The sequence below is a fragment of the Collinsella aerofaciens genome, from assembly GCF_040910185.1.
In the GTDB taxonomy this organism is placed as follows: Bacteria; Actinomycetota; Coriobacteriia; order Coriobacteriales; family Coriobacteriaceae; genus Collinsella; species Collinsella aerofaciens_BF.
The window spans coordinates 1-10,862 of record NZ_JBDGBA010000035.1; the positions used below are offsets into that span (position 1 = coordinate 1).

The 10,862-nt window shown below is 61.3% G+C and carries 10 protein-coding genes and 1 tRNA gene; 2 read left to right on the forward strand and 9 right to left on the reverse strand.

All coding sequences use genetic code 11. The annotated features are described in order from the left end of the window. Positions 1-127 precede the first annotated feature (127 nt). The 5 genes from proB to AB5Z54_RS09600 form a co-directional block, all read right to left on the reverse strand. On the reverse strand, positions 128-1,255 hold the full coding sequence (gene proB, locus AB5Z54_RS09580) for a glutamate 5-kinase (RefSeq protein ID WP_368161367.1): 1,128 nt from the start codon (positions 1,253-1,255) through the stop codon (positions 128-130). Between the two features lie 79 nt (positions 1,256-1,334). Then, a complete protein-coding gene (locus AB5Z54_RS09585; protein WP_117583751.1) occupies positions 1,335-2,840 on the reverse strand; it encodes a nicotinate phosphoribosyltransferase in 1,506 nt (501 codons plus the stop codon). Positions 2,841-2,924: 84 nt separating this feature from the next. Beyond that, a complete protein-coding gene (locus tag AB5Z54_RS09590; protein ID WP_368151176.1) occupies positions 2,925-3,383 on the reverse strand; it encodes a hypothetical protein in 459 nt (152 codons plus the stop codon). Positions 3,384-3,448: 65 nt separating this feature from the next. Further along, a tRNA-Ala gene (locus AB5Z54_RS09595) sits at positions 3,449-3,521 on the reverse strand. Positions 3,522-3,671: 150 nt separating this feature from the next. After that, complete coding sequence (locus AB5Z54_RS09600) at positions 3,672-4,610, reverse strand: radical SAM protein (protein WP_368151907.1); 939 nt, start codon at positions 4,608-4,610, stop codon at positions 3,672-3,674. Positions 4,611-5,135: 525 nt separating this feature from the next. On the opposite strand from AB5Z54_RS09600, the gene AB5Z54_RS09605 reads away from it, so the two are divergent. Next, a complete protein-coding gene (locus AB5Z54_RS09605; RefSeq protein ID WP_195363218.1) occupies positions 5,136-6,335 on the forward strand; it encodes an MraY family glycosyltransferase in 1,200 nt (399 codons plus the stop codon). Between the two features lie 159 nt (positions 6,336-6,494). After that, on the forward strand, positions 6,495-7,544 hold the full coding sequence (gene trpS / locus AB5Z54_RS09610; protein WP_152067982.1) for a tryptophan--tRNA ligase: 1,050 nt from the start codon (positions 6,495-6,497) through the stop codon (positions 7,542-7,544). A gap of 335 nt (positions 7,545-7,879) precedes the next feature. Here the strand turns inward: trpS and AB5Z54_RS09615 are convergent, their stop codons facing one another. The 4 genes from AB5Z54_RS09615 to AB5Z54_RS09630 all read right to left on the reverse strand — a co-directional run bounded on the left by AB5Z54_RS09615 (position 7,880) and on the right by AB5Z54_RS09630 (position 10,593). Then, positions 7,880-8,200, reverse strand: a complete 321-nt coding sequence (locus AB5Z54_RS09615) for an MGMT family protein (RefSeq protein ID WP_368161369.1) — start codon at positions 8,198-8,200, stop codon at positions 7,880-7,882. A gap of 80 nt (positions 8,201-8,280) precedes the next feature. Then, positions 8,281-9,135 (reverse strand): DegV family protein, encoded by an 855-nt coding sequence (locus tag AB5Z54_RS09620; protein ID WP_368161371.1) that lies wholly within the window; start codon positions 9,133-9,135, stop codon positions 8,281-8,283. Positions 9,136-9,254: 119 nt separating this feature from the next. Then, complete coding sequence (locus AB5Z54_RS09625) at positions 9,255-9,704, reverse strand: MarR family winged helix-turn-helix transcriptional regulator (protein ID WP_217751042.1); 450 nt, start codon at positions 9,702-9,704, stop codon at positions 9,255-9,257. A 169-nt stretch (positions 9,705-9,873) separates the two neighbouring features. After that, entirely contained in the window at positions 9,874-10,593 is a 720-nt protein-coding gene (locus AB5Z54_RS09630) for a B3/B4 domain-containing protein (protein WP_368161373.1), read from the reverse strand. Between the last annotated feature and the right edge of the window lie 269 nt (positions 10,594-10,862).

Consider the following 10,862-nt stretch of genomic DNA (forward strand, 5'->3'; position numbering starts at 1 on the left):
CCATATCGTTGGGGCCAGGCCCGATTTTGCCTCTTGACAATGTCCTGCTCATATTAAAAGGAACGTCCCCAAGTGCCGGCACGAGAAAGACAGCGCTGCGGGAAACGATCCGCAGTGCTGTCTTTCTTTATGCAAATACGATCAAGTTATCCCTGTGTATCGCCGGCTTCTCGGCCAGGTTAGCGAGCAGGCGGTTGCTGGCGATCTGGTCCTGGCGGCGACCGGCAGCAAGTTCCAGCACGTCCGAATCGGCCTCGGCGATACCGCGGGCGACGACCATACCGCTCGGATCGCACACATCGAGCACATCGCCCTCGGCAAACTGGCCATCGACCTCGCGAATACCCACCGCAAGCAAGGAAGAGCCACGGCTAACCAGCGCCTTCGCAGCACCATCATCGACCGTCACCGAGCCATGCGCCTTGTCGCCCAGTGCGATCCACAGCTTGCGGGATGCGATGTCCAGACGCTCCGCCGGCGGATCGAACAGCGTGCCCACGCTCTCGCCGCGGGCGAGGCGCACGAGCGCATCGGGCTCCTCGCCCGAGCAAATCACGCTCTGAATGCCCGCCGTCATCAGGATGCGGCTCGCGCGGATCTTGGTAATCATGCCGCCCGTTCCCACCGATGTGGAAGAATCGCCCGCCGAGGCAATAATCTTGGCATCGATCTTATGCACGACAGGAACAAACTCGGCCGTGGGGTCCTCATGCGGATTGGCAGTATAGAGACCATCGATGTCCGAGAGCGTCACGCACAGATCGGCAGAAACCAGGCAGCTCACAAGCGCCGCCAGTGTGTCGTTGTCGCCAAACTTAATCTCATCGACGGTAACGGTATCGTTCTCGTTGACGACCGGCACCACGCCAAGCTCCACGAGGCGCAGCAGGGCGTCGCGCGCATGCAGGTAGGACGTGCGGCGGGCCGTGTCGTGGCGCGTGAGCAGTACGAGCGAGGTGAGCAGGTCGCGCGCATGGAACTCCTCGTCGTAGGCCGACGAGATGATGCACTGACCGGCCGAGGCGCAAGCCTGTAAGCTCGGCAGGTCACCGACCGGCTTGCGTTCGAAGCCCAGCACGGGATAGCCACAGGCGATAGCGCCCGAGCTCACCACGACCAGACGCCAGCCGAGCTTGCGCAGCGCTGCGGCCTGATCGGCAAGTCCGCCGATAAAGGCGCGGTTGACCTTGCCATCGGCACCCACCACCGTGGACGAACCGATCTTTACCACCATCGTTTTATAAGAAGTCGTCATACGTCAAACCAATCAACTGTTCAGCGAACGGCCGAGCTGGCGGCCAAGGGAGCGTGACTCGCCCCTACCGCCCAAGGAATTAGTGAGCCCAGGGAAAAGCAGAGGCCGCGGCCATGTTCTTGCGTACGAGCTCGTCGCGCACCTGAGCCAGGCCCTGCTCCATGCCCACCACATAGGTCTGCGGGTACAGGAAGCGCTTGAAAGCTGCGTCCAGATGATCGAGCGCCCAAGCACAGCGCTCGCGCGCGTCCTGGATGCTCTCACGCGGAGCCACCGCACTGCCATCGCGCACGATCGGCACCAGCAGCTCGCGATACTCAAGTTCGGACACGTCAGTCACCAGGGCGGCATCATTCACGGCCACGAGGGTATTGCCGCGCGCGGCGCCCTCCCCCGCCAGATGGTCCTCGTCGTAGATCATGTCGCAGACCGGGCCGCCAAAGCCGTCGTAATAACGGCGCACGCGTTGCACGCCCGGGATCGTGCGCTTGTAGGGCTGCTCGGAGAGCTTGACCACCGGCGTCCATGGATCTGCCTCGCTCGCACGGCGGGCGGAAAGCTTGTACACGCCGCCCAGCGCCGGCTGGTCATAGCAGGTCGCGAGCTTGGTACCCACGCCAAAGCTGTCGATGGGCGCGCCCTGGTCGAGCAGCGACTGAATCGTGTACTCATCCAGATCGTTAGAAACCGAGATCCCCACATAGGGCAGGCCCTCGGCATCAAAACGACCGCGCACATACTTGGAGAGCTTGGCGAGGTCGCCGGAGTCGATGCGAATAGCCGATAGACGCTCGCCCACCGCCTCCATCTCCTTGGCAACCGTAATGGCATGCTCGCAGCCCTCGCGCACGTCATAGGTGTCGATGAGCAGCGTACAGTTCTTGGGGCTCGACTTGGCAAAGGCACGGAAGGCCTCGAGCTCGGAATCGAAGCTCATCACCCAGCTGTGCGCATGTGTGCCAAAGACGGGAATACCGTAGCGGCGGCCGGCGAGCACATTGGACGTAGAGGAGCAGCCGGCAACGTAGCTCGCGCGCGCAACGGCCAGGCCGCCATCGGGACCCTGGGCTCGGCGCAGGCCAAACTCCGCCACGGGGCGACCGTCGGCGGCGAGCACCACGCGCGCCGTCTTGGTGGCAACAAGTGTCTGGAAGCCGACGATGTTCAGCAGCGCCGTCTCGAGCAGCTGGCACTCCAGCGCGGGGCCGGTGACGCGCACCATGGGCTCGCGCGGAAAGACGAGCTCGCCCTCGGGGACGGCGTCGATGTTTACATGCGCACGAAAATCGCGCAGGTAGTCAAGGAATCCAGGCTTGAACATCGCGCCGCCGGCGGGAGCCTGAAGCGAGGCGAGGTAGTCGATATCCTCGGGCGTAAAGCGCAGATTCTCGACCAGCTCGGGCAGCTCGGCGGTACCGCACATGACGGCGTAGGCGCTACCAAAGGGATGGTCGCGGTAAAACGCGGTAAAACAACCCTGCTCATTGGCCTTGCCGCTCTCCCACAGGCCCTGGGCCATAGTGAGCTCGTACAGATCGGTGAGCATTGCAATGTCGGTGGGATGCGAGATGTCGGTCAAAGCCATGGGGCGACCTTTCGGATGCGTTGTGCAGAAGTTGAGGGTTAGACAAAGGCGGAGTGTTAAGGCATGGCGCCCAGCGCGAATCGGCTAGAGCAGGCCCATGCTGGTCAAGATCGTGTAACCCATAAAGACGACAAATGCGACCAAGGCGAGCACGATGATGATTTTTTGAGCCGGAGCCATGCCGGGGATCTCATTCTCACCCGTAGACTCCTTGGAGGTGACCATGCGCTGGGCAAAGGTCATCTCATCACGGCTCGGCTTGGGCTCGACGGGCTTGGGGTGAGCGGCTCTTTTGGGCTGAGGTTTGGGAGCGGCAGGCGCAGGCTTCGCGGCGGCGGGTTTGGGTGCGGGCACGGGCGCCGGTGCAGATGCGGCCTTCGCGGCGGCCTCCTCGGCCTTCGCGCGCTCGGCACGCAAAGCAGCCAGCTCCTCACGCTCGCGACGAGCCTCTTCCTGAGCCTCGCGGCGGGCCTTCTCGGCGCGGAGCTCTTCCAACTCGGCGCGCTCCTCGGCAGACAGTGGTTGGGACTCAAGCTCGGCCATAGTACAGCCCTTTCTTTTTAAAAAAAGCCGCCGACACAATGTCAGCGGCTTATCAAATCCAAGGGTGGAGACGAAGGGAGTCGAACCCTCGGCCTCTGCCATGCGACGGCAGCGCTCTCCCAACTGAGCTACGTCCCCAGGACAAGTTGATATTTTACCTACGGCTCGCCAACTGTCAACGCCCAATAACCAGTCTTTTTGAGACGGGACCATTTTGACTACCTTTCGAGCAAGCAATCCTCTCGATGATTTTTTAATCCCCGTCCCAGGAAATCATCGGCAAACGCACTACCTTGCTCTAGTAAGGACGCCGGTGGTGTCGAAGGCCGGGGTGAAGCTCTCATCTACCGCACCGCCCTCTTGCCAGAACATCGTCGTAAAGCCCAGGTCATCGGCATGATCGAGCACCTGCTCGTACTCCTCGCGCGTCACCGCACGTGCCAGGTCGCCGCCCTGCTCGCGCATGAGCGCATTGGGCGTGTACTGGTTCATGACCGAGATCGGCACATCGCCCACCGTCTGCCACACCAGGTCCAGCACGCGACACGAATCGTCCGCATGCCCCGGCAGCACCAGGTGACGCACGATCATGCCGCGCTTCATGAGCCCGTCCTCGTCCACCAGCTCTCCCCCGCGGCGCTCGATCTCGCGCGCCATCTGAGCCAGGCCTGACACAGCCACACGCGGATAGTCCTGAATATGAGAGAGCGACTGCGCAAGCCCCGCATCGGCATACTTAAAGTCGGTAAGCCATACATCGACCAGATCGCCGAGCGCCGCCACGGCACTCGCGCGCTCATAACCGCTCGTGTTGTAGACGATTGGGATGACCAGCCCGCGCGCCCGTGCCGCGGCAATCGCAGCCGGCAGCAGGTGCGCGTAGTGCGTCGCCGTCACCAAATTAATATTGTTGGCGCCCTGGTCCTGCAGTTCCAGCATAATCTCGACCAGGCGCTCAGGCGAAATCTCAAGGCCAAAATTGCCGGTCGAGATCTCGTGGTTCTGGCAGTAGATACATTTGAGCGAGCAGCCGCTAAAGAAGATCGTGCCCGAACCGGCCTCGCCCGAGATAGGCGGCTCCTCCCACATATGAAGCGCGGCGCGGGCCACCTTGAGCGTGTCGTTAGCACCGCAGACGCCGTGCGCGCCCTCATCGCGCGCCGCACCGCAACGGCGCGGACACAAATGGCAGGCGGGCGAAAAAAGTTCGGTCAACGACGTCGGCATAAAACCATGCTCCAAAACAACGATTCAGCAGCTCAAACGTAAAGGGATCAACCCCACAGACGGCTCGAGCCCAAGGCGCCGTAATCGTCCGACACGATTTTTGTAATGTCAAGACTGGAATCGATAAAGTGCCGCTTTATGATGTAGGTATTCCGCCCCCCGCGGAGCAACTGGGTGAACCGTCGCGTTTATTTAGGGAGCCCACACAGTCGTACCTAGTACAGGTATCCTTCGTTGTTAAGGACGCTGGAACAGTCGATGAGGGCACCCACCTGTTTTAGGTGGGTTCATTTTCGTAACGTGGGGGGTGGTTTTCTTTTGCCGAAAATTGCCATTACAATCCATATGGATCCACGCCGGCATCCCGACAAGCCATCGACAACATCCCAATATCTGGTAAGCGCGTGATTATCGCTGCGTGCAATTCCATGCACCCCCCTTGGTCGAGTATCATGGTTCGGCTATGCCCTTTGCGCATGGCGTTCTTCTGACCTTTTCCTTCGACGCTTGGCGGTTTTTAGATTCATGGCTTCATCCCCGAGCTACATACCGTACCTATGCGTGGCAGCGGCGGCCTTTATCACGACCTTCCTCACGGTACCCCTGGTCAAGCGCCTGGCAATCAAGCTCGACGCCGTCGACTATCCTTCTAAGCGCCGCATCAACACCAAGCCCATCCCGCGTTTGGGCGGAACGGCGGTGTTTTTGGGCCTGGTCGTCGCCTGCACTGTGCAAATCCTAGGCACCTGGTACCTGGGTTGGCCGCCCGTTTTGGTGCCCCACCCCCGTCTGCACATCAGCTACCCCATACTTGCGCTTTCTTTTACCGTTATCTTTGCGACCGGCGCCATCGACGACGTCTTCCAGCTCACGCCCAAGCAAAAGCTGGCCGGACAGGTCCTCGCCGCGCTTATCGCCTGCATGGGCGGCCTGCGGATCGGCGTCATCGTCAACCCGTTTGCTCCCGGCGAGATCATGCTCGGATGGCTCGCCTACCCCATTACCGTGATCTATCTGGTGGCATTCACCAACATCATTAACCTCATCGACGGCCTCGACGGCTTGGCCACGGGCATCTGCGGCATCGCATCGTTCACCATGTTTTCGATGGCTGTTCTCTCGGGCCGCATCGACGCCGCCGCGCTCTCCATTGCGCTCTTTGGCGCCTGTCTGGCCTTTTTGCGCTACAACTTCAACCCCGCAAGTATCTTCTTGGGCGACTCGGGGTCGTTGCTTCTGGGCTTTGCGCTGGGCTCCATCTCGCTGCTCAACGTGAGCCGCACCGCCGCACTCACCTCGCTTATCATCCCGCTCATCGTTGCCGGTGTGCCCATCATCGACACGTTTAGCGCCATTGTGCGCCGCAAGCGCGCCCACATTAGCATCGGGCAGGCCGACAAGGGCCACATCCACCACCGCCTGATCCAAGAAGGCTACAACCAAAAACAGGCCGTGCTGCTCATCTATGCCTGGTGCATCATGCTTTCGGCCGGCGCCGCCGCGATTAACCAGGTCGAGGTGCCCATGCGCGTGCTCATCTTTACCGTGCTCGCCATTGGCTCGGCGGCCTTCGCCAAGCATCTACATCTATTTGAGCCCGTGCTGCTCCACCATTACAACAAGCGCACGCACGAAGATGAGCTGGTCACCCCCGACGACCCCGCTTTTAAGCAGGAGGAGCAGGCAGCCGAGGAGCGCAAAGAAGAGCGCCACCACAAGCTCTAGGGCAAGCTGCCGAGGATGTGCCAAGGCACCGTTGGCCAAGCGCGGCCACGCCGCGCCCATCGCACAAGCCACCCCTCTCCCGCCCCTCGCCTACTTACGCCCCGCCCCTCCAATAAACGCGTTATCATCAAAACCTGCGAACGAACGTTAGGAGCAATCATGCCAAACGAGAACAGCTACGAAGTCGCGCTGCAAAAGAGCAACGCCATTCGCGAGGGCCTGGCCAAGACGCCCGAGAAGTTCACCATGCTTACCGGCGACCGCCCCACCGGCCGTCTGCACCTGGGTCACTACTTTGGCACCCTCAAGGGCCGCGTGGAGCTGCAGAACATGGGCGCCAGGACCAACGTACTCATCGCCGACTACCAGGTCATCACCGACCGCGACACCACCGAGCACATCCAGGACAACGTGTACAACATGGTCATGGACTACCTTGCCTGCGGCATCGACCCCGACAAGACCATGATCTACGCGCACTCCGCCGTGCCCGCCGCCAACCAGCTCATGCTGCCGTTCCTGTCGCTGGTGTCCGAGGCCGAGCTGGCGCGCAACCCCACGGTCAAGGCCGAGATGGAGGCCTCGGGGCACGAGCTCACCGGCCTTCTGCTCACCTACCCGGTGCACCAGGCCTGCGACATCCTGTTCTGCAAGGGCAATGTGGTGCCCGTCGGCCGCGACCAGCTGCCGCACATCGAGCTCACCCGCACCATCGCCCGCCGCTTTAACAACCGCTACGGCAAGGTGTTCCCCGAGGTCGACGCGCTGCTGTCCGAGACCCCGCTGCTGCCCGGCCTGGACGGTCGCAAGATGAGCAAGAGCTACGGCAACGCCATCAACATCTCGATGACCGCCGAGGAGACGGCCAAGCGCATCAAGAAGAGCCAGACCGACTCCGAGCGCATGATTACGTTCGATCCCGAGAACCGCCCCGGTGTGTCCGGCCTGCTTTCGACCGCTGCCATCTGCACTGGTCGTTCCGAGGTCGAGATTGCCGAGGAGATCGGCATGGGCGGCTCCGGCCAGCTCAAGAAGTACGTGACCGAGGCCGTCAACGAGTACTTCGCCCCGATCCGCGAGCGTCGTCAGCGCTACGAGAACGATCTGGATTACGTGAAGGACGTGCTGCACGAGGGCAATCGTCGCGCCAACGAGATCGCCGAGCAGACCCTGGCCGAGGTTCAAGACGCCATGGGCATGGTGTACTAGGCAAAGCGCTTTCGCACAACATAGACGGTGAGATTAAATTTCTCCCCGAAACAGGAACAGGCCCGCTGGCAGTTAGTTGCCAGCGGGCCTGTTCCCGAAGTACACCGTTGAATCGCACAGAGGGGAGGAATGCGAATCAAACTCAACAGGGCAGGCTTTTTCATCGCCTATTGCCTACTCCGTTGCTGAAACCAATATAGTTCACCGTGGTTTACTTTCTGGCGAGAATATACGCCAACACATCGTCTCCATAAGTTAACCCCGGTAAACCTACAACGGAAACCCCCACAAAGGGGACAGGCACCTTTGTGGTGGTTTTGGCCACGGCAGAGCCGCTAGAGCCCTGCTGACCAGCGACAGGCGACCAAGTCGACGTGCATGGGGTCGACAAACATCACGCCCTCCCCCAGCAATAGTTCGCGCTGAGCATCGGGGCCGCCAAACGCAAAGCCCTCGCAAATGCGGCCATCGGCAAACACCACGCGGTGACAGGGAATCTCGCCGGGGCGCGGATTGCTATGCAGGGCATACCCCACGTACCGCGCACTTCGTGGACGACCGGCAAGCAGCGCCACCTGACCATACGTGGCGACCATCCCCTCAGGGATCTGCTCGACTACCTCGTACACCCGTTCAAAAAAGCCCTCAGATCCCATCGCATGCTCCTTTCAACCGAAACCAGCATAAACCACCACAAAGGTGCCTGCCCCCTTTGTGGTGGTATATGGCAGGTCGGTTAGTTGGCGGGGCGGAAGAAGGCTACGGCTACGGCGCCGGGACCTACGTGGGTACCGATGGTGGCGCCGATGGTGTGCACGGGCAGCTCGCCCTCGCTGTGGCCAGCCCACAGCGCCGCACTGTCCTCGATATACTTCTTGAGCACCGCATCCGAAAGACCCGTATAGCCGAGCGCCAACGGCATGGAAAAGTCGATGCCGCCCGCCTGCTCGACCTTCTGGTTCAACAGGTTTCGACCGTTTTTGGAACCGCGCGCCTTGCCCAACTGCACGATGAGGCCGTCCTCGGCGGCCACGACCGGCTTCACATTGAGCAGCGTACCCACAGCGCCCGCCGCCGCAGACAGGCGGCCGCCGCGCACCAGGTATTCCAGCGTCTCGAGCAGGCCGATAACCACCACACGGTCACGGACGGCCTCGACCGCCGCCGCGATCTGGGCCGCACTACGGCCCTCGTCCACCAGGCGCAGCGCATACTCGACCAGCACGCGCTCGCCCAAGGTCACGTTATTGCTGTCCACGACGAACACGTCGCCGCCCGGCGCCTCGGCAAGTGCCGTACGAGCGCTCTGGTTGGTGCCCGAAAGCTTGGCGCCCACGGTAATGATCACGGCCTCATCGCCGGCCTCACGTGCTTCGGCAATCGCCTGCGAAAAGGCGTACGGGTTGACCTGACCGGTCTTGGGCAGCTCGTCGCGCTCCACGAGCATCTCGTAAAAGCGCTGGTGATCGATGTCGACACCATCCATGTACACGTCGGTGCCAAAGGTGACGGACAGCGGCAGAACACGCAGCGCGGGGTGCTCAGCCGGCGTCATATCGCTCGCGGAATCGGTAATAATGCGGACGGACATAGCGAATCCTTTCTTGCGCAGATCTCGCGCAGGGAATTTTGACAACAATATCCCGGCACGGCATGCGCGCTCAAACGGGACGATGCAATTGTTGGCTGAAAGCTAGCGCCAGCGCGGCCTTAGATCTCGCGCAGGGTGTTGAGAATCGTACGCAGCGACGCGTACATCTGCTCGCGCTGCTCCACGCCCATGGCCTTACCGGTGGTGTCGAGCACTTCACGAATGATGCGATCGGCCTCGCTCATGCTCTCGCCGCCCAGGGCAGTCAGGCGCACCGGGGCACGGTACTTGACGGCCGCATCACCCGAATCATCGACCTCGACGTAGCCGCCCTCCTCCAGATGTGCCAGCGTGCGCGAAACGGCGGCACGGGTAACGCCGGCCATGCGGGCGAGGTCGGCGCCAGTCAGGCCGTCCTTGCTGCGCTCAAGATAGTACAGGCACATGACGTCGGAGCCTTTGAGGCCCAGCCTTGCACCTTCGGACGTCTTGATGCGCTGAATCTCCTTGTAGAGGCCGCTGATCAGTCCGACAAAGTCCTCAAAACGTGTCTCGTCGTTCCACTGCATGGTGACGACCGCCTTTCGCTTACATGATGCTAACGGGTAAACATCTTAGCCGCATGTGCGAACACCCATACCCAAACATCCCATTTGTTAACCCATCAACATAAAAACCACCACAAAGGGGACAGGCACCTTTGTGGTGGTTTGGGGCATCAATAGGTTCTAGGCGCCGCTATAGCTCCACGCAGGGATTGTCGCGGGTCACTAGGGTCTTAACGACGACCGTCGCTCCCAGATAGCGCTCGAGTAGCTCGGCTAAGCGATCGATTGCGGCCTGGCAATCCCCCATCCGCTCGGGCTCCACGCACTCAATCGCCAGAAATGCATCCGCCGAATCGTCGGACAGCGCCGTGCGAACGCCATCGCGCCAGTTCCAGCAACGGCATACGGCGCCCGCATCATCGATATAGGCAAGCTCGCCGGGCAGCGTCGGATCATCCGCCTCCTCGCCAAGTGGCAAGAACGCGTCGCCGCCGTCGGTCACCGCCAGGCGCAGATTGCCCTCAATAGCATGCAAATCTTCGCCGCCAACGGGCAACGCATAAGTCAACGAAATCGTGTTGTAGATATCCACCGCCGGCGTAATGTGGCCGACCGGCTTGCCTTTGAGCACGCGCTTGAGCAGGTTCTCAACTGAGCAACGCGCGCCCTTCTTGGTCTTGAACAGGCGATACGCCTCGCGCCATGCCTTGACCGGCGCGTTTTCGCTGATGGTATCGCTTGTCAGGTGGCGCTCCGCATCGATGTTGGCGCGGTCAAGCAGCGCGGCGATCGCATCCACGTCCTCCTGGGGAATCTGCGCCGCGGGTTTCATGCCCTTTACGACCACGACGCCGACCGCCGCCTGCGGAAACAGCTCCCAAAACGAATCCTCGACAACGAAACTCTTCATATGCTCTCCCTTCATAGCGTGCGCCCGAGCGGGGGCGTCTAATCAAAAAGCGCCCTCACAGCGGCCACCTTCAAAGTCCTACGGTGCCGCCACAAGAGCGCTTACGCTGCCCCCATCCGGAGAAGGGGGCGATATGTCAGGCGTATTGTAACCTGAGTCATCCGCCCAAGCAAAACCACCACAAAGGTGCCTGTGAACTGCCTCCCATTTCTTGGACATCGGGAAATGGGAGGTTTTCCATGAGTATAGACCTCAGGGTGAAGCACGAC